Here is an 18,708-nt window from a genome sequence, read left to right as displayed (position 1 = left end):
GCAGCCACGGAGCCTTCTCCGGATCCGCGATTATCCGCAAAGCGGAAGCCGGCGCTCGGGGCGCGTCTACTGTTGACTCCGTGAGTTGGGTCGACAGCGCGGGAGGCGCTGATGGCTTGGCTGGGTCCCCGGCCGCCAGCCCGCATTCCGGGGCGCCGGCGCGAGTCCTGGTCGAGACCAAGCTGCACGCGCCGCCCGCAAGGGAGCAGGTCGTGCTGCGCGAGCGACTTCTCGGGCGGCTGGACCAGGTCGCCGGGCACCGACTCACCCTGTTGGCAGCCCCTGCTGGATACGGCAAGACGAGCCTGCTCACCGCATGGGTGGGAGCGGAGGCACACTCTCGTCCGATGGCGTGGCTGTCGCTCGACGCCGACGACAACGACGCATCCATCCTCTGGTCCTACGTGCTCGAGGCGCTACGACGAGCCTGCCCCGCCCTTGACGTCGTGGACGACCTCGCTTCGCCGTCCACGCCAGCCCTGGTCGAGGTGCTGCTCCCGCGTCTCGTGAACGCGCTCTCCGACCAGGCCGGCGTCACTCTGGTGCTCGACGACTTCCACCTCCTCACCGATTCGCGCGCCCGCGCGAGCGTCCGGTGGCTCGTGGAGCACGCCCCCGACGATTTCCAGCTGGTGGTGGCGACCCGGACCGAACCGGACCTCGGATTGTCAGCACTACGGGCACATGGGCAGCTGACCGAGCTGAGGGCGGACGACCTGCGCTTCAACCTCGATGAGGCTGACGTTTTCCTCAACGGGCGCCAGATGCTCGGCCTCAGCACGAGTGACGTCAGACTCCTCGTGGAGCGCACCCTCGGCTGGCCCGCCGGCCTGTACCTCGCGGCGCTGTCGCTGCAGCGAGCCGAGGACCGCCACGGGTTGGTCTCGAGATTCGAAGCGTCCAACCGGCACGTCACCGACTTCCTCGAGTCCGAGGTACTCGAGGCCAACGACCCGGCCGACCAGGACCTCATGGCGCGCTGCGCCGTTCTCGACCGGATCTCTGGCCCCTTGTGCGACGCGCTCACCGGCCAAAGCGGGTCGCATGAGACGCTCCGTCGCTTGGCGCGGAGCAACCTGTTCCTGACGCCCCTCGACGACGACGGCGCCTGGTACCGGTTTCACCCCCTGTTCGCACAGCTGCTGCGAGTTCAGCTGGAACGCCGCCACCCGGGCCTTGCCAACGAGCTGCACCAGCGCGCGTTCGCCTGGCATCGCGATCGCGGCGACACCGCGACGGCCATCAACCACGCACTTGAAGCAGGTCTGCACTCGGAGGCCGCCGACCTGGTCGCGCAGACGTGGTACACACAGATCAACTTGGGCAGGTTCCACACCGTCGTCGCGTGGACCGACCGCTTCCCACCGAGAGTCCTCCACAGCGACGTGCGGCTGCTCCTGGCCCGAGCCTGGGCCCTGTCGGCGTCGGGCCAGGAAGCTGAGGCGGCGGAGAGCATCGTACGGGTCGAGCGGCTGCTCGACACGCACGCCGGAAGCCTTCCGGACGGATTCAGTTCCGCGGAGGCCAGCCTTGAAACCCTGCGAGGCTCATTTCCCTGGGGGAACGTCCGCGAGGCACACGCCCACGCAGTGCGCGCGCTCGAGCTGGAGGGGCCGGACTCGCCGTGGTACCCCGTGGCCCGCTGGGGGCTCGCGATGGCGGACATGTGGCGAGGCCGGTTCCGAGAGGCGGAGCAGCAGTACGCCGAGGTCATCGCACTCGCCAACCGCCGTCAAGGGCACTGGCTGATCCTGTGTGCCTCGCTCGCATACTGTTCGATGATCGCAGGCGAGGAGGGACGAACGGAGGCGCAGGCACGACTCGTGGATGAGTGCACGCTGGTCGCCCGGGAGCACGGCTTGGTGAATGCCACATCGGGCCCTTCAATGGCGCTGGGGGCGATGCTCAACGATCGCGGTCGCCCAGCAGAAGCGCTGCCCGTGCTGCAACGGGGGTTGACCCTGGCACGGCACCAGGGACAGCCGCTCATCCTGCTCCGCACGCTGCGCTACCTGGGCGACTCACTCACCATGCTGGGGCGAACGCAGGAAGCGGCCGCCGTGGCCTCTGAGGCCCGCATGATCATGGCGGCGTGCGTGTTCCCGGCAATCGACAGCCCGATCACGCCTCCGACGCGCCGGGCCACGTCAGAGTCGACGTCTCGACAGCCGGCCCCCGAACCGCTCACCCATCGGGAGCTCACCGTGCTGACCCTGCTTGCCGGCAAGGGCAGCGAGGCCGACATCGGGCGAGAGCTCTTCGTGTCGCACAGCACCGTTCACAGCCACGTTCGTTCCATCTACCGGAAGCTGGGAGCCGCGTCGCGTGCTGAGGCCGTCGAACTGGGCCGCAACTGTGGCTACCTCGAGATGGCCGTCGCGCCGGTGTGAGCCATCGGGCCCTCAGGGAGGGTTGCACGGCCTACAGCCAGCCTGATTTCTTGAACTGCCGGTAGAGCACGACGGACGAGAGAACCATCAATAAGAGGCCCCACGCGTAGCCGAACCGCCAGTCGAGCTCGGGCATGTGGGAGAAGTTCATCCCATAGATTCCCGCAAGGACTGTCACCGCTGCCGCGATGGCTGCCCAGGCCGACATCCGCCGCATGTCGTCATTCTGTTGCACCCCGATCCGTGACATGTTGGCGTCGAACGCGCTCGACAGCCGGTTGTCGATGGCCTCGACAGCGTCGGCGACACGCGCCAAGTGGTCGGCGACGTCGCGGAAGAAGGGCTGCGCTTTGGCCGAGACGCCGTCGATCTCACCATGCGCGAACTGGTGTATCGGACTCGCGACCGGCCGGATCGCCCGACGCAGCGTCGTGACCTCGCCGTTGAGCTGGTGGATCCGGAGCGACGCGTCCGCCGCGCCTGTGGCGAACACCGCGTCCGACACGTCGTCGACATCACCGTCGAGCTGGGACACGACCTCTTCGTACACGTCGACGACGCGGTCGGACACCGCGTACACGATCGCCGCAGGTCCCTCTTTGAGGACATCCACGTGCTTCTCGATCTCGCGGCGCACACTCTCCATCTCGAAGTGCGCGCCCTGCCGCACGGTGACCACGTAGTCCGGGCCCATGAAGAGCGCGACCTGCCCGGTTGCCACCGAGTCGGCGCCCTTCACGTAGGCCAGCGTGCGCATGACAAGAAGGACCATGTCGCCGTACTTCTCCAGCTTGGGACGCTCTGCATGGCCCAAGGAGTCCTCGACGGCCAGTCGGTGCAGGCCGAAGATCTTCGCCACGCTGCGCATCGTGTCGGCATCCGGCTCGTGCAGTCCGACGGACACGAAGTCTCCCGCCTGTCCCTTCCGCACGGCATCGCGGACTGCAGCGAGGTCGTCCGGGGCCGCCGCGACCTGCAGCTTGGCGCCGCTGCGGTAGACAGCGGTGTAGGCGACGGCCGATCCAGGTGTCCGGTCGATCGTGGCGTGGGTCATGTCGCACCTTCCTGCTCACGACTCACGCTGCACCGCTCCGGAGGTCACGACATCCCCTGTCACCGAATATCACCTAGGGGAAACAGGCAGCAGGTGGTGCGTCGCGACGCCAACGGTGTGACGCTCGCAACATGGACAGGGAGCCGGTGATGTACCGAATCGTCCTGCGTGGCGAGCTCGGCGACCAGTTCGGCGTCCTGTTTCCCGACATGCTCCTGACGCGAGAGTCGGGCTCTACCGTGCTCACCGGTCCGGTCGTCGACCTGGCGGGCCTGGACGCCGTGCTCGAGAAGGCGCAGGACCTCGGTCTGGAACTCGTCTGGGCGGGGCGCTGCCACGCGCGTGGGTGAGGGCCTGGGCGGTGATCGAGCGCACCGAAGTCTTGAGGCGATCTTCACGCCGTTGTCGGCGCCCACCACGTCGTGTCCCAACGGCGAGGGCCAACACATCACCGCAGGTCAGAGGCCTGAAAGTGGATGAGTCGGCCGATACGCCGGGTTCTGTTCCTTGCCGCCGTTTCCGGTGACGAAGCGACGGCCATCCATCTAGGCCGACCATTGCTGGCCGGCTCGAGCGTCCTACCCGCACACTCGACCGGGCCGGTCTCCTCGGCGCCCGAGGGCGCCGTGCATGCACTGTCTGGACTTGCTCCGGGTGGGGTTTACCGAGCCGCTCCAGTCACCTGGAGCGCTGGTGGTCTCTTACACCACCGTTTCACCCTTACCGGCTGCCGAAGCGGCCGGCGGTCTGTTCTCTGTGGCACTGTCCCGCGGGTCACCCCGGGTGGCTGTTGGCCACCACCCTGCCCTGTGGAGCCCGGACGTTCCTCGGCAGGGCCGAGGCCCTGACGCGACCGTCTGGCCGACTCATCCGCCACCCAGCATAGGCCCCGTATGCCGTCCGCCCCGACCGCGACCACCGCGACCGCCGCGACGTGACGGGTCTGTCAGTCCCCCGCCTGCGCGCTCGTCGTCGCGACGTAGACCGAGTTGGACGACGTCCCGCCGGTCAGGGGGTTGGCGAAGGTGACGAGGTGCGCCGTCGCGGTGGCGAACACCTCTGCGAGGAGTGCCGTGAACGGCTCGTCCGGCGGGTCGTCCGACCACAGGGCGAAGACACCACCCGGATGGAGCCGCGCCGCCAGCTGGCGAAGCCCGTCAGCGGTGTAGAACGACGCGTGACTCGGGTGCAGCACGTGGTGCGGTGTGTGGTCGATGTCGAGCAGCACGGCATGGAAGCGCGCTGGCGCGTCAGGGCCGAAGCCGGCGGACCCGCGCGACAGCGCGAAGAAGTCGCCCTCGACGAGCACTGTGCGGGGGTCGGTCGGGAGGGTCGCCGTGTCGGGCAGCAGCTGTCGGCGGTGCCACGAGATGACCGGCGCCAGCGCCTCGACGACGGTCACGGAACGCACGCGGTCGTCCTCGAGCGCGGCAACTGCCGTGTAGCCGAGGCCCAACCCACCGACGAGCACATCAAGGCCCTCCGGCCCATCGGGTGCAGGACCGGCCGCGGCCGCGAGGCCCAGTCGGGCCAGCTCGATCTCCGCCACGGTGAAGAGGCTCGACATGAGGAACTCGTCACCGAGCTTCACCTCGTAGACGTCGATCTGGAGCGTCGGCTCGAGCCTGCGTCGCAGGCTGATGGTGCCGAGCGACGTGTGCTGCCAGTCGATCTCCTCGAGCCGCTTGCTCACGAGGTCAGCCGAAGATGGGGCTGAGGGCCCCGGCCGGGAGGTCGCGCTCGACCGATGACATCCGCCACTTGTCGGCGAAGACCGCGAGGTGCACGCCGTCGGCACGGGTGAGCGCCTCGGCTCCCCCGCGGTTCTCGAGCTGGGGCAGGGCGTCGGGCGTGACGGCCCGCGCGACGGAGTAGGGCAACGGCTCGAGACGGATGGGCGAGCCGAACTCGTGCTCCATCCGGTGCTTGGCGACGTCGAACTGCATCGGGCCGACAGCAGCGAGCACCGGCGCCTGCGCGCCACGCCGGTCGGAGTGGAGCACCTGGACGACGCCCTCCTCCCCCAGCTGCTCGATGCCGCGCCGGAACTGCTTCTGCTTGCCGCTCACGGCGGCCCGTGCCACGGCGAAGTGCTCGGGGGCGAAGAGCGGGATGCGCGGGAAGGCCACCTTCTCCTCCGCAAAGAGGGTGTCGCCGACGCGCAGCGCGTTCGCGTTGACGAGCCCGATGACGTCGCCGGGGAAGGCCTCGTCGAGCGTCGCGCGCTCGCGCCCGAAGACGCTCTGCGCATACTTCGTCGCGAAGGGGCGCCCCGTGTCGGCATGCGTGACGACCATGCCGCGGGTGAAGCGACCCGAGCACACGCGCACGAAGGCGAGCCGGTCACGGTGGGCCTTGTCCATGCCCGCCTGGATCTTGAAGACGAATCCGGAGAAGGGCGCCGAGACCTCACGGGCACCGCCGGACACGTCGGCGCGCGCGCTCGGCGCCGGCGCCAGGGCGACGAGGGTGTCGAGCAGCTGGCGCACGCCGAAGTTCAGCACCGCCGAGCCGAAGAGGACCGGCGTCGCCGCACCGGAGAGGAAGAGCTCGAGGTCGAAGCCGTGACCGGAGGCGTTCAGCAGGTCGTACTCCTCCTCCGCCTGGGTGAACGCGTCACCGACGGTCCGTCGGGCCTCGTCGGCCGACCAGCGCGTGGCAATGGCTTCGGTCGCCCCGCCGGGCGTGCGTGTGAACTCGACGAAATCGCCTGTGGCGCAGTCGAGCACACCGCGGAAGTCTCCAGCCACGCCCACCGGCCAGGTCAGCGGCATCGGGTGCAGGTCGAGACGCGTCGTCAGCTCGTCCATGATCGCGAGGGCGTCCAGACCGGGCCGGTCCCACTTGTTGACGACCGTGATGACGGGGACGCCACGGGCACGGCACACCTCGAAGAGCTTGTGGGTCTGGGGCTCGATGCCCTTGGCCGCGTCGACGAGCATGACGGCGGCGTCCACGGCCGCGAGGACGCGGTAGGTGTCCTCCGAGAAGTCCGCGTGCCCCGGGGTGTCGAGCAGGTTGACCACCGTCTCGGCGTAGGCGAACTGGAGCACCGCGGAGGTGATCGAGATGCCGCGGTCGCGCTCCATCTCCATCCAGTCCGAGACGACGCCACGGCGGTTGCCCTTGCCGTGAACCGCGCCCGCCTCGCCGATGGCGTGGGCGTGCAGCGCCAGCGCCTCGGTGAGCGTCGACTTGCCCGCGTCGGGGTGCGAGATGACGGCGAAGGTGCGGCGCCGGGCCGCCTGCTCGGCGACCTCAGGCGAAGCGGTGCCCCCGGTGGTGGGGTGGCGGGTGGTGTCGAGGTCGCGCTCGGTCGGCGACGCGGTGGTGTGCATGGTCCTCCAGTGATCTGCTCGAGTCTCCCATCGCTGCCGTCGATCCACCGCATCGGCGCCCAGGGGCCACCGCAGCCGTATGCCGCACTCCTGCCCTCAGGTGCCCGAGGGTGTCGCGCGAGACGCCTGACGCCACCCGAACCGCGCCCCTAGGGTTGGACCCGTGACTGCGAGCACCGAAGACACCCGCCTTGATGCCGACGTCCAGCTGCTCACCCGCCTGCTCTACGAGACGGTCGAGCGACACGACAGCGCCGAGGTCGTCACCCAGATGCAGGACGTCGAGCGGTGGGCCTCCGCGGCGCACGCCTCCGGCTCCGCGTCCGACGACGAGCGCATCACCCAGGCGCTGAGCGCCCTCGACCCCGACCGCAGCGCCAAGCTCGCGCGCGCCTTCACCGTCTACTTCCACCTCGTCAACGTCGCCGAGCAGGTGCACCGGCTCGACGAGTCGGCCCTCCACGACGGTGCCTCGCTCGCCGACACGATGGATGCGGTCCGCGCCGCTGGTCTCGACACCGCCGACCTCTCCCGGACGGTCGGGCAGGTCGAGGTGCGACCCGTGTTCACCGCGCACCCGACCGAGGCCTCCCGCAGGTCGGTCCTGACGAAGATCCGCCAAGTCGCCGACCTGCTCGAGGAGGGCGCCGACCCTCGGGCCCAGCCCGCCGACAGGGCTCGCATCGAGCGGCGCCTCGCCGAGGTCATCGAGCGGCTCTGGCAGACCGACGAGCTGCGGGTCGACCGGCCCCGGGTCATCGAGGAGGCCCGGTCGGCGCTCTTCTACCTCGAGGAGCTCGCCGACCAGGTGCTCCCCGAGGTCGTCGACGAGATGGCCGCGGGCCTGGGCGCGCTCGGTGTCGACCTCTCCCCCACAGCGGTGCCGGTCCGCCTCGGCTCCTGGGTGGGCGGCGACCGCGACGGCAACCCGCTCGTCACCCCTGCCGTCACCGAGGAGGTGCTCCTCCAGCAGACGAGGACCGCCCTGCGCGTGCTCGAACGCAACCTCCAGGCGCTCCAAGTGGAGATGTCGGAGTCCTCACGCGTCGTCCCGCCCAGTGACGAGGTGCTCGCGCAGACCGAGGGCGCGCAGACCGAGGAGCCCTACCGCGCGGCGCTGCAGACGATGCTCGACCGGCTGGCCGCCACCTCGGGCCGCCTCCTCGAGGGCCAGCACAGCGAGCGCTCCTACGCCGACGCCGACGAGCTCGTCGCCGACCTCGCCACGATCCACCGCTCCTTGCTCGACCACCGCGGTGAGCTCACGGCTCGCGGTCCGGTCGCTCGCGTCATGCGCACGGTCGCGCTCGTCGGATTCCACCTCGCGGTCCTCGACATCCGCGAGCACGCGGCGCACCACCACACGACGCTCGCGCGGCTCTACGACCTCGTCGGGCAGGAGCCCGCCTACGCGACACTGTCGCCGCCCGAGCGGACCGCCCTGCTCGCCCGGGAGCTCGCCGAGCCCAGGCCGCTGCTCAGCCCCACGACCCGGCTCGACGGCGTGCCGGAACGCACGATGGAGACCTTCCACACGGTGCGCCGCGCCCTCGACCGCGATGCGGGCGCCATCGAGTCCTACATCGTCTCGATGAGCGAGGATGTCGACGACGTGCTCGCTGCCGTCGTCCTCGCCCGCCAGGCCGGACTCGTCGACCTCACCGCCGGCGTCGCCCGCATCGGCTTCGTGCCGCTGCTCGAGACCCCCTCGTCGCTCGCCATCGCCGGCGACTTTCTCGACCGGCTCCTGTCCTGCGCCCCCTACCGCGAGCTCGTGCGCCTGCGCGGCGACAGCCAGGAGGTCATGCTCGGCTACTCCGACTCCTCGAAGCTCGGCGGCATCACCGTCTCCCGGTGGGGCCTGCACCGCGCCCAGCGCGAGCTCGTCGAGGTGGCCCGCACGCACGGCGTCAGCGTCGTGATGTTCCACGGTCGCGGCGGCAGCGTCGGACGCGGCGGCGGACCGACCCACGAGGCCATCGTCGCCCAGCCGGCCGGCACCGTCAGCGGGCGGATCAAGTTCACCGAGCAGGGCGAGGTCATCTCCGACAAGTACCTCGTGCGATCGCTCGCCCACCACAACATGGAGCTGTCGCTCGCGGCGACCTTGCGGGCGGCGACCCTGCGCCGGGAGGCGCAGAACACCATCGAGGTCCGTCGACGGTGGGACAGCCTCATGGACGTCATCTCGGAGGCGTCGCACGCGGCATACCTCGACCTCGTCGGCGACGAGGCGTTCCCCGAGTACTTCCGCCAGTCGACGCCCGTCGACGAGCTCGCCGACCTCAACCTCGGCTCGCGGCCCGCCCGTCGCGGCGGTGGCGGCCGGCTCGAGGACCTCCGCGCCATCCCGTGGGTCTTCGGGTGGACCCAGTCGCGCCAGCTCATCCCCGGCTGGTTCGGGGTCGGCTCCGGCCTCGCCGCCGCCATCGACGCCGGCTACTCCGACCAGCTCGAGGAGGCGGTCCGGCGCTGGCGCTTCCTGCGGATGTTCCTCTCCAACGTGGAGATGACGCTGAGCAAGACCGACCTCGCCATCAGCCGGCGCTATGTCGAGCAGCTCGTCGACCCCTCGCTCCAGCGCTTCTTCGGAGCCGTCACCGACGAGCACGCCCGGACCGTGCAGCACCTCCTCGCCGTCACGGGCAAGGACGCGCTGCTCTCCGACGAGCCGGTGCTGCGGCGCACCTTCGCCGTGCGCCATGGCCGGCTCCACGCCGTCCACGAGCTGCAGATCGCGCTGCTGCAGCGCACCCGGTCGGGCCAGGCCGCCGACCCCGAGCTGCGCCGCGCCCTGCTCCTGACGATGAACGGCATCGCCGCCGGCCTGCGCAACACCGGCTGACGCGGCCTCGCCCGGATGCGACATCAGCCGGCGCACGCGCGCGCCGGCCGATGTCGCATCCTTGGATCCGCCTCAGTCCCCCTTGACGTTGACGATCTGCCGCAGCGTGTGGCGGACGTCGACGAGCTCGGCGGCGTCGAGCATGACCTGGTCGATGTCCTTGTAGGCCATCGGGATCTCGTCGATGAAGGCGTCGGTGTCGCGGTACTCGATGCCGGCCATCGCCGCGCGCAGCTGCTCGCGCGTGAACATCCGCCGCGCCGCCGACCTCGAGTGCGCCCGCCCCGCGCCGTGCGGCGACGAGTGCAGGCCGACGGGGTTGCCCCGACCCGTGACGACGTAGGAGGCCGTGCCCATCGACCCGGGGACGAGCCCCGCCTCGCCCCTCCGGGCGGAGATGGCGCCCTTGCGCGACAGCCACACCTGCTTGCCGAAGTGCTTCTCCTGCTCGGTGTAGTTGTGGTGGCAGTTGATCTCCTCGTGCCGCTCGACGTCAGCTCCGACCCACGCGCCGAAGGCCGCGACCACGCGGTCCATCATCTCCTCGCGGTTGAGCAGGGCGAAGTGCTGCGCCCACCGCATCTGGCGGATGTAGGCCCAGAACTCGTCCGTGCCCTCCACGAGGTAGGCAAGGTCCTTGTGCGGCAGCGGAATCCACCACCGCTCATTGAGCTGCTGCGCAACCGTGATGTGGTGCTGGGCGATCTTGTTGCCGACCCCACGCGAGCCGGAGTGCAGGAAGAGCCAGACCCGCTCGAGCTCGTCGACCGTCACCTCGATGAAGTGGTTGCCCGAGCCCAGCGTCCCCAGCTGGAGCCTCCAGTTGCTCGCGTATGCCGCCGGGTCGAACTCCGCCTCGTCCGCCCGGCTCTCGAGGTCGACCACCCGCTCGGCCGTGTGGTCGAGCGCGACCGTGGTGTTGTAGACGCCTGCGGACAGCGGCACCGCGCGCTCGATCGACTCCCTCAGCGGGGCGGCATACGCCGGCAGCTCGGAGCGGGTGAACTGGGTGCGGACCGCGATCATGCCGCAGCCGATGTCGACGCCGACCGCTGCGGGCATGATGGCGCCGAGGGTCGGGATGACCGACCCGACGGTCGCGCCCAGGCCGAGGTGCGCGTCGGGCATGAGCGCCACGTGCGGGTGGATGAACGGCATCGTCGCCGTCGTCTCCGCCTGCGCACGCGTGGCGGGCTCGAGGATCGACGCCCAGCTGACGAGCGTCGACGAGATCTTCTCCATGGGTCCTTCCCCTGGTGGTGGGACTGCGACCCTAGGCGCCACCCTCACGGCGGCGCACCGGGATTTGCCCACCCGCCAGACGCAGAGGAACCATCTCGCGCCGCCGTTCGCTGGGGAGTCGGACGACGATCGCAACCGATGCCAGGACCATGACGCCCCAGACGACACCTGACCAGACCCCGACGAAGACCAGAGCAAAGGTGCTCGATCTCTCCCTCACCCAGCTGCTCGGCGGCTCCGCCGCCGCCGCGACCGCTGCGGCCCTGGGCTCACGCCTCGGCGTCGTCGGCACCATCGCCGGCGCCGCCGTGCTGAGCCTCGTCTCCGCCGTGGCGGCGAGCCTCTACACGGCCTCGATGACCCGGGCGCGCGACGCCGTCGTGCTCGTGCGCTCACGCCGCGGGGACCTCGAGGAGGTTCCCCTGTCGGCGGTGGAGCCGCCCGAGACGGCCGCCGGCCCGGCTGACGGCCCGCCGCCCCCTCGGGCCGCCGCGTGGTGGCGCCCGGACCGGGCGACGACGCGGGGCGTGCTCGTCACGACCGGTGCGCTCTTCGCCATCGCCGCGGCCTTCCTCACCGGCCTGCAGCTCGCGACCGGAGCCCAGGTCACCGGCACGTCCATCGGCAGCTCGGTGTCTGCGGCGCGGGACGTCTCCTCGGGCCGCCCCGGCACCGCGGTCACCTCGCCCACGAGCGGCACCCCGACGGTGCCGGCCGCGGGCGCCGCAGGTGGCGCGACCGCCCCGGCGGGCGCCCCCCAGACCGGTCCGGCCACCACCGACGCGTCCGTCAGCACCGGATCCGTCAGCGGCGGGCCCACGTCCGGTGGAGGCCCGACCACGGCTCCGGCGGCCACCCAGACGGCGCCCGCGGCGGGCGGCACCCCGGCGGGCGGCATACCGACCGGGGGCGCGACGCCCTCAGCCAGCGCGACGAGCCCCTGAGACTTCGGGGCGCCTCCGCCCCTGAGCACCCCAGCCGTCAGGCGACGGAGAGGGTGATCGTGCCCGTCGACACGTCTGCGGCATCGACCCGCACCGTGACCGAGTCGCCGGGCTGAGCCGTGCCGCTCGCCTTGGCCACGACGGCGAGGTCGATGAGCTGCACGACGATGCCCTTGCCGTTCTCGTCGACGACGACGGCCGAGAGGGTGTCGCCGACGTAGGGCACGAGCTCGGCCGCCTCGACGGCGTCGGTGCACGCGCGCTCGACGCCGTTGGTGCGCCGGTCGGAGGCAGCCATGATCTCGGGCAGCGAGGGCAGCGCCTCACGCACCCAGGCGGGCACCTCGGTGCCCGCCGACAGCGCCTCGCAGACGACGAGGCCGAAGCGGTCGACGAGCCGGCGCAGCGGAGCCGTGACGTGCGCATACGGGTTCGCGACCGCCGCGTGGATGGGCTGGTCGGGCACGGCACCCTCGAAGGGCGTGTAGCCGGCCCCACGGAAGAGCGTCGTCGCCTCGTGGATGAGGGCAAGGTGGCGCGGGTTCGCGTGGTCGAGGGTGCGCAGGAACTCGCCGTAGGCGAGGCCGTCGGGCCACGGCACCCCGGTCGCGGCAGCCTGGCGACGGAAACGCTTGAGGTCGCGGGGATCCGGCGGCGGCATCGTGCGGAGGATGCCGACCTTGCCCCTCAGCATGAGGTCGGCCGCGCCCATGCCCGTGAGCAGCGAGATCTGGGCGTTCCAGTCCTCGGAGGCGAGCAGCGGGCGGAAGGAGATGCGGAAGCCGCCCTGGCCGTCCTCCTCGACCTCCTGCTCCGGCATCGGGAGGGTCGCACCCCCGCGCTCGCGCTCGAGCAGCACGCGCTTCTCGCCGACCTCCTTGAGCAGCACGAGGCACTCGTCGGCACTACCGTCGTCGACGGCGCGCTGCACCTGCTCGTAGTCGTAGCGACGCACGCTGCGCACCATGGCGCGGTAGACCTCCACGGCGGTGCCCTCACCGTTGGCCGCGAGGCGCATGTCCCAGACGAAGGCGGGCCGCACCTGGTCGGGTAGCAGGCTGGCGGCGCCCTCGCTGAGCTCGCTCGGGTGCAGCTGCACCCGCTCGTCGGGGCAGTAGACCGTCTGGCCGCGGCGCCGCGCCTCGGCGTCGACGGCGCCGCCGGCCCGCACGAATGCGGGCACGTCGGCGATGGCGTAGCGCACCCGGTAGCCCGCGCCGTCGCGGTCGATCGACATCGCCTGGTCGAGATCCTTCGACGTCGGCGGGTCGATCGTGATGAAGGGCACCGCGGTCTCGTCGCGCTGCGGCAGGTCGGCCTCGGCCGCCGCGCGCTGCGCCTCCGCGATCACCTCGGGCGGGAAGGCGTCCGGCACCTCGAACTCGCGGCGCACCGCCTCGAACCGGTCGAGCAGGGCCTGGGAGGTGTCGCTCGGCTCCGTCGCCGGGCGGAACACGATGTGTCGCTGCGCCATGCGCCAACCCTAGGTGAACCGCGCGCCCCGTCCGGGGCTCGACCTGCGCTCATCGTGGCCGTGGTGCCCGACCTAGGCTGACCCCGTGCTCATCCTGCTGCCTCCCTCCGAGGGCAAGACCCCCGCGCGGCGAGGCCGCCCGCTCGACCTCTCCTCGCTCTCCTTCCCGGAGCTCACGCCGTTGCGCGAGAGCGTCATCGACGCCGTGGCCGACGTCAGCGCGCAGCCCGGAGCCACGGAGGTGCTGGGCGTCAGTGCCGGGCTGGTCGACCAGGTGCTCCGCAACGTCGACCTGCGGTCGGCGCCCACGGCGGCGGCCGTCCAGGTCTACAGCGGGGTGCTCTACCAGGCGCTCGACCACGGCTCGCTCGACGCTGCCGCGAAGCGGCGCGCCAACCGCAGCATCGTCGTCTTCTCGGCGATGTTCGGCGCGCTGCGGCTCACCGACCGCGTGCCGGCCTACCGGGTGCACGTGTGCGCCCGGGTTCCCGGTGTCGGGGTCCTCGACCGTGAGTGGCGCGCGCCGCTGGGCGCAGCGCTCGACGCCACCGTCAAGCCGCGCGAGCTCGTTGTCGACTGCAGGTCGACGACGTATGCCGCCATGTGGCGTCCCACGGGCGAGCGCGCCGAGCGCTGGGTGCACGTCACCGTGCCGGGCGCCTCGCACAACGCGAAGCACACGCGGGGTCTCGTCACCCGGGAGCTCGTGCAGGCCGAGGCGCCGCGCACGCCCGGCGCGCTGGCCGAGCGGCTGTCCGGGCACTTCGACGTCGAGCTCATCGCCCCGCTTCGTGACGGCCGACCGTGGACCCTCGCCGTGCGCGAGCAGGTGGGCGGCGCGGGTCCACGGGCGAGTGCCGCGGCGGCCGCGCGGTGACCGACCTCACGGTCCTCGCCGAGCGCGTCCTGCCGGTGCTCGCGTTCCTCATCGCGATCACGGTCGTCGCCGAGATCTGCGACCTCGCCGGGGTGTTCGACGAGGCCGCGCACCTCGCCGCGCGTGCTGCTCGCGGTCGCGTCCTCGTGCTGTGGCTGCTCGTCGTCGTGCTCGCCGGCGTCAGCACGATCCTGCTGAGTCTCGACACGACAGCGGTCCTGCTCACCCCCGTCGCGGTCACCGTGGCGAGCCAGGTGGGCGTGCCACCGCTTGCCTTCGCGATGACGACCCTGTGGCTGGCCAACACGGCCTCACTGCTGCTGCCGGTCTCGAACCTCACGAATCTGCTTGCGCTGCACCACTTCACGGCGCTGGGGCTGTCGGTCAACGAGTACGTCGCCCTGATGTGGCCACCTGCCCTCGTGGCGATCGTCCTCACCGTGGTGGTGCTGTGGCTGCTCCACCGGCGCGACCTCCGCGGTCGCTACGAGAAGCCGCCGAAGGCCGAGCCGCACGACCGCACCCTCATGATCGTCTCGGCGGTCGTCGCGGCCCTCCTCGCACCGGCCTTCGTCTCGGGCATCACACCGGCGTGGCCGGCCATCGCGGCGGCGCTCGTCCTGCTCGCGGTCACGGCCCTGCGCGCGCCGATGCTGCTGAAGCGCATCAGCGTGCCGTGGAAGGCGGCGCTCGGCGTCGCCGTGCTCTTCGTCGTCGTCGACCTCGCCCTCGCTGCGGGCCTCGGTCCGTGGCTGACCGAGGTCGTGGGCGGAGGCACGGCGGCCCCCGACCTGCTGCGGCTCAGCTCGATCGGGGCGGTCTCGGCCAACGCGATCAACAACCTGCCCGCCTACCTCGCGCTCGAGGTGACGGCCGAGCACTCCCCCGAGCGCCTCGCCGCGCTGCTCGTCGGTGTCAACGCCGGGCCGCTCGTCACGGTGTGGGGCTCGCTCGCGACCATCCTGTGGGCGCAACGCGCCCGGGCCGCCGGCCTGACCGTCTCGTGGCGCCGGCTCGGCGCCACGGGCCTGCTCTGCGCGGTCGTCGTCGTCACCGGTGCCACGCTCGCGCTGGCCCTCACCGCCTGACCGCGGCCGGCCCCCTCGATGTCGAGTGCCCACTTCTCGGCGGGTCCCGACGTCGAGGACTGAGCACTCGACCGGGAGAGGGTGCCAGGACGTCAGCCGAGGGCGCGGCCGAGGTCGTCGATGAGGTCGCGCACGTCCTCGAGCCCGATCGACACGCGCAGGACGCCGTCGGTGATGCCCACCGCAGCCCGAGCCTCCGGCGTCAGGCGGCGGTGCGTCGTCGTCGCCGGGTGGGTGATGAGCGACTTCGAGTCGCCGAGGTTGTTGGAGATGTCGATGACCTCGAGTGCGTTCATCAGCGCGAAGGCCTCGTCCTTGCCGCCAACGAGCTCGAACGTCACGACCGTGCCCGCGGCCAGCATCTGCCGCTTCGCGAGCTCGTGCTGCGGGTGCGAGGCCAGGAACGGGTGGACGACCTTGGCGACCTTGGGGTGCGACTCGAGGAAGCGCGCCACCTCGAGGGCACTCGCGGCCATCCGCTCGACGCGCAGCGACATCGTCTCGAGTCCCTTGACGAGCACCCAGGCGTTGAAGGGCGACATCGACGGGCCCGTGTGACGCATGAGGTTCTGCACCGGGCCGTCGATGAACTCCTTGGGCCCGAGCACCGCACCACCGAGCACGCGGCCCTGGCCGTCGATGTGCTTCGTCGCCGAGTAGACGACGATGTCGGCGCCGTGCTCGAACGGCTTGGAGAAGACCGGCGTGCCGAAGACGTTGTCGACGACGACCTTCGCACCGGCCGCATGGGCGAGCTCGCTCACGGCGGCGATGTCGACGAGCTCCTGCATCGGGTTGCTCGGCGTCTCGAAGAAGACGGCGGTCGTCGGCTCCGAGAGCGCCTCGCGCCACTGGTCGAGGTCGGTGCCGTCGACGAAGACGCTCTCGACACCCCAGCGCGGGAGGATCTCGTCGAGGATGACGAAGCAGGAGCCGAAGAGGGCGCGCGAGGACACGACGCGGTCACCCTTGCCGAGCAGCGCCGCGAGCGCGACGAACACGGCCGACATGCCGGAGCCCGTCGCGAAGCACGCCTCGGCCCCGTCGAGCTGACGCAGCCGCTCCTCGAACATCGTCACGGTGGGGTTGCCGTAGCGCGAGTAGACGAAGCGGTCGACATCGCCCTTGAACGCCGCCTCAGCCTCCTCGGCCGTCTCGTAGACGAAGCCGGAGGTGAGGTAGATGGCCTCCGCCGTCTCCTCGAAGCCACTGCGCGACAAGCCTGCTCGCACCGCGAGGGTGTCGGGTCGCCACTGCTGCACGTCGTCGCTCATCCCTGCACCCACGGCAGGCCCGCAACCTTCCAGCCCGAGACGGTGCGGTGGTGCTCGGCGTCGTGCGGGCCCTCGAAACCCTCGAGCACGTTGAACGACCTCGACCACCCAGCAGCCGTGGCCGCCTCGGCCGCAGCGACCGACCGCACGCCCGAGCGGCAGAGGAAGTAGACGGACGCCGTGCGGTCGACGCCCGCGGCCTCGAGCTGCGCGACGAAGTCGGCGTTCACCGCGCCCGACGGGAACGTCTGCCACTCGATCCGCACGACGTCCTTGCCGAGACCACGCACGTCGGGAAGCCCGACGTAGGACCACTCGGCCACCGTGCGCACGTCGACGAGGACGGCGGCAGGGTCGGCGGAGAGGGCCTCCCAGGCCTCGGCGGGTGTGACGTCACCGGCATAGCTCATGCAGCCGAATATCGCACAGCGTCCGTCAGGCGAGATGCTCGGTCCGATTGGTGAAAGCGACCGCGGCCGACCCGTCCTCCCAGACCTCCACCGCGGTCAGGCTCCCGGGCGCCGTCGCGATGGCCCAGAAGCGCTGGCCGGGCGTCTCGAGCACATCGGTCAGGACCGAGAGCACCCCGCGTCGGCTCGTCACGGCGACGACGGTGCCCCCGCGCGCCGCGAGCGAGCGGTATGCCGTGCGCACCGTCTCGTCGGCGTCCTCACCGGGTGCCCGGCCGGCCCACAGGCCCGCCACGGTCGGCTCGGAGCCCACCTCGGCGCCCACCGCCCGCGCGACCTCGAGCGCGAGCGGCTCGTCGCTCGTGACGACCTCTGAGTGGGGCCCGACAAGGCGGAGCACGGCTGCGACGACCCGGGGCACGGCGGCCTCGACGAGCGGCACCTGCACGAGCAGCAGCCGCAGGGGCTTGTGGTGGGCGGCGACAGCCGCCCCCTCCCCCGAGCTCACCGTCGTCGACGCCGCCGAGTCCGACTGTGCCGCAGCAGCATCCGCGTCCTCGTCGTGCAGGACGCGATGGATCGACTTGCCGTCCATCGCATCGTTGCTCAGCGCGTCCGCGGCCTTGTTCTTCTCCCGGGGGATCCACTCGAACGAGACGGTCCCACCGGCGTCACCGATCTCGGCACACAGGTCGCGTGCCTCGAGCGCGAGGCGCCGCATGTCCTCGTGCTTGATCTTCCAGCGGCCCGACATCTGCTCGACGACGAGCTTGGAGTCCATGCGCGCCACGACGTCGGCCGACGGGTCGAGGTCCACGACGGCGCGCAGGCCGGCGAGGAGCGCGGAGTACTCCGCGACGTTGTTGCTCTGCTTGCCGAGCGGCTCGGCCATCTCGATGAGGACACGACCGGTCTCCGGGTCGCGCACGAGGGCGCCGTAGCCCGCGACGCCGGGGTTGCCGCGCGACCCCCCGTCGGCCTCGATGACGAGGCGACGGCGGCCGCCCGACTGCTTCGCGCCTGTCGTCGCAGGGCTCACAGACCGGACTCGGCGGTGCGGATCATGATGCGGCGGCACTCCTCGCATCGCACGACCTCGTCCGGGGCCGCGGAGCGGATGCGCGAGAGGTCGACGTTGTTGAGCTCGAGGCGGCAGCCGCCGCAGCGACGGTGCTTCAGCTCGGCGGCGGCCAGGCCCCCGCTGCTGGCGCGGATCTTCTCGTAGAGCTCGGCGAGCTCGGCGCCGATGCCGGCGACGATGTCGGCGCGCCCGGAGCCGACCTTGGTCTCCTCGGCCGCGAGGTCGGCGAGCGCCGCGTCACGCTCGGACTCGAGCGTGGCGAGCCGTGCCGCGAGCTCCTCCCGGTCGGCGTCGAGCTGGACGACCTTCGCGTCGAGGGCCTCGGAGCGCTCCATCACCTCGAGCTCGAGGTCCTCGAGCTCGGACTGGCGGCGGGCGAGAGAGGCGAGCTCGTGCTGGAGCGCCTGGAGGTCCTTCGCGCTGCCCTGCCCGGCGTCGAGCCGGGCCTGGTTGCGAGCCGCCCGGTCGCGCACGAGCTGGACGTCCTGCTCGGACTTGGCGACCTCGCGGCGCACGTCGCCGGCGGTCGTGCGGGCGTTGACGATGTCGGTGTCGAGCGCGGCCAGCTCGCGACGCGCAGCCTCGATCGCGGGCAGCTGCGGCAGGTGGCTGCGCGCGTGCGCGATCTGGTCGAGGCGCGTGTCGATCGCCTGCAGCTCGAGCAGGCGCCACTGACGGGACGGATCGGCTT

Annotated in this window: 15 protein-coding genes and 1 other RNA gene; 6 read left to right on the top strand and 10 right to left on the bottom strand. The window is 71.4% G+C overall.

Features of this window, described 5'->3' with window-relative positions; genetic code table 11:
- Positions 1-80 precede the first annotated feature (80 nt).
- Positions 81-2,390, top strand: a complete 2,310-nt coding sequence (locus tag FBY41_RS14405; protein WP_141844883.1) for a LuxR C-terminal-related transcriptional regulator — start codon at positions 81-83, stop codon at positions 2,388-2,390.
- A gap of 31 nt (positions 2,391-2,421) precedes the next feature.
- Here FBY41_RS14405 and FBY41_RS14400 read toward each other — a convergent pair whose 3' ends face one another.
- Positions 2,422-3,444: a magnesium and cobalt transport protein CorA gene (locus FBY41_RS14400; RefSeq protein ID WP_141844882.1), complete on the bottom strand. Its 1,023-nt coding sequence runs from the start codon at positions 3,442-3,444 to the stop codon at positions 2,422-2,424.
- A gap of 131 nt (positions 3,445-3,575) precedes the next feature.
- On the opposite strand from FBY41_RS14400, the gene FBY41_RS14395 reads away from it, so the two are divergent.
- A complete protein-coding gene (locus FBY41_RS14395; RefSeq protein WP_185749059.1) occupies positions 3,576-3,794 on the top strand; it encodes a hypothetical protein in 219 nt (72 codons plus the stop codon).
- A 123-nt stretch (positions 3,795-3,917) separates the two neighbouring features.
- Here FBY41_RS14395 and rnpB read toward each other — a convergent pair.
- From rnpB to FBY41_RS14380, 3 genes are all read right to left on the bottom strand, one after another.
- An RNA gene (gene rnpB, locus FBY41_RS14390) (RNase P RNA component class A) lies at positions 3,918-4,313 on the bottom strand.
- Positions 4,314-4,390: 77 nt separating this feature from the next.
- The gene (locus FBY41_RS14385) at positions 4,391-5,137 is read right to left on the bottom strand and encodes a spermidine synthase (RefSeq protein WP_141844880.1); all 747 of its coding nucleotides are present in this window, start codon (positions 5,135-5,137) and stop codon (positions 4,391-4,393) included.
- 4 nt (positions 5,138-5,141) lie between these two features.
- Positions 5,142-6,782, bottom strand: a complete 1,641-nt coding sequence (locus tag FBY41_RS14380; RefSeq protein WP_141844879.1) for a peptide chain release factor 3 — start codon at positions 6,780-6,782, stop codon at positions 5,142-5,144.
- A gap of 163 nt (positions 6,783-6,945) precedes the next feature.
- Between FBY41_RS14380 and ppc the strand changes: the two genes are divergently transcribed.
- Entirely contained in the window at positions 6,946-9,627 is a 2,682-nt protein-coding gene (ppc, locus tag FBY41_RS14375; protein ID WP_141844878.1) for a phosphoenolpyruvate carboxylase, read from the top strand.
- A gap of 72 nt (positions 9,628-9,699) precedes the next feature.
- Here ppc and FBY41_RS14370 read toward each other — a convergent pair whose 3' ends face one another.
- A complete protein-coding gene (locus FBY41_RS14370; protein ID WP_141844877.1) occupies positions 9,700-10,869 on the bottom strand; it encodes an RtcB family protein in 1,170 nt (389 codons plus the stop codon).
- 149 nt (positions 10,870-11,018) lie between these two features.
- On the opposite strand from FBY41_RS14370, the gene FBY41_RS14365 reads away from it, so the two are divergent.
- Positions 11,019-11,813, top strand: a complete 795-nt coding sequence (locus FBY41_RS14365; RefSeq protein ID WP_141844876.1) for a hypothetical protein — start codon at positions 11,019-11,021, stop codon at positions 11,811-11,813.
- Positions 11,814-11,850: 37 nt separating this feature from the next.
- On the opposite strand, the gene FBY41_RS14360 is transcribed toward FBY41_RS14365, so the two are convergent.
- On the bottom strand, positions 11,851-13,287 hold the full coding sequence (locus FBY41_RS14360) for an RNB domain-containing ribonuclease (RefSeq protein ID WP_141844875.1): 1,437 nt from the start codon (positions 13,285-13,287) through the stop codon (positions 11,851-11,853).
- 85 nt (positions 13,288-13,372) lie between these two features.
- Between FBY41_RS14360 and FBY41_RS14355 the strand changes: the two genes are divergently transcribed.
- Positions 13,373-14,164 carry a YaaA family protein gene (locus FBY41_RS14355; RefSeq protein ID WP_141844874.1) on the top strand — a complete coding sequence of 264 codons (792 nt, stop codon included), beginning with the start codon at positions 13,373-13,375 and terminating at the stop codon, positions 14,162-14,164.
- Positions 14,161-15,252 carry an SLC13 family permease gene (locus FBY41_RS14350; RefSeq protein ID WP_141844873.1) on the top strand — a complete coding sequence of 364 codons (1,092 nt, stop codon included), beginning with the start codon at positions 14,161-14,163 and terminating at the stop codon, positions 15,250-15,252. Before FBY41_RS14355 ends, FBY41_RS14350 begins: the two co-directional genes overlap by 4 nt.
- A 92-nt stretch (positions 15,253-15,344) precedes the next feature.
- Here the strand turns inward: FBY41_RS14350 and FBY41_RS14345 are convergent, their stop codons facing one another.
- The 4 genes from FBY41_RS14345 to FBY41_RS14330 are packed head-to-tail and all read right to left on the bottom strand — an operon-like array spanning position 15,345 to position 18,664.
- On the bottom strand, positions 15,345-16,526 hold the full coding sequence (locus tag FBY41_RS14345) for an O-succinylhomoserine sulfhydrylase (protein ID WP_141844872.1): 1,182 nt from the start codon (positions 16,524-16,526) through the stop codon (positions 15,345-15,347).
- Entirely contained in the window at positions 16,523-16,936 is a 414-nt protein-coding gene (locus FBY41_RS14340) for a rhodanese-like domain-containing protein (RefSeq protein ID WP_141844871.1), read from the bottom strand. The genes FBY41_RS14345 and FBY41_RS14340 overlap by 4 nt, the downstream gene beginning before the upstream one ends.
- Positions 16,937-16,961: 25 nt before the next feature.
- The gene (locus tag FBY41_RS14335) at positions 16,962-17,975 is read right to left on the bottom strand and encodes a reverse transcriptase-like protein (protein WP_260439779.1); all 1,014 of its coding nucleotides are present in this window, start codon (positions 17,973-17,975) and stop codon (positions 16,962-16,964) included.
- Positions 17,972-18,664, bottom strand: a complete 693-nt coding sequence (locus FBY41_RS14330; RefSeq protein ID WP_446496953.1) for a zinc ribbon domain-containing protein — start codon at positions 18,662-18,664, stop codon at positions 17,972-17,974. The genes FBY41_RS14335 and FBY41_RS14330 overlap by 4 nt, the downstream gene beginning before the upstream one ends.
- Positions 18,665-18,708 lie beyond the last annotated feature (44 nt).

The sequence above is a fragment of the Humibacillus xanthopallidus genome, assembly GCF_006716675.1.
Classification (GTDB): Bacteria; Actinomycetota; Actinomycetes; order Actinomycetales; family Dermatophilaceae; genus Humibacillus; species Humibacillus xanthopallidus_B.
The sequence above is the reverse complement of the archived record's forward strand: the minus strand, read 5'-3'. Positions and strand labels throughout refer to the sequence as shown.